Annotated in this window: 1 pseudogene; it reads left to right on the top strand. The window is 66.8% G+C overall.

Annotation, left to right across the window (positions count from 1 at the left end):
* Positions 1–28: 28 nt before the first annotated feature.
* Positions 29–292: pseudogene (locus FS767_RS22080) on the top strand (chemotaxis protein); the annotation flags it as partial.

Here is a 292-nt window from a genome sequence, read left to right as displayed (position 1 = left end):
GGCCGGCGACCTGGTGATGGACAGCCTGATGAAGATGATCACCTCGCTGGACGCCGGCGGTCTGGGCGAAGCCTTCCTGGTGGACGGCGACGGCAAGATCCTGGTCAGCAGCCACGCCGACCAGGTGCTGAAATCGCTCAAGGAGGTCTTTCCGGAGCAGACCCCGACCCTGGCCCCGGGCTTCCATCACGTCCTGCAGAACGGCAGCGAGCGGCTGGTGAGCTTTACCCCGGTCGCGGGCCTGCCCTCGGTCAAGTGGTACCTGGCCCTGTCCATCGACCAGGCCAAGGCC

Source organism: Pseudomonas sp. DE0010, from assembly GCF_007680745.1.
GTDB lineage: Bacteria > Pseudomonadota > Gammaproteobacteria > Pseudomonadales > Pseudomonadaceae > Aquipseudomonas > Aquipseudomonas parafulva_B.
This window is presented reverse-complemented; position numbering and strand designations above follow the sequence as displayed.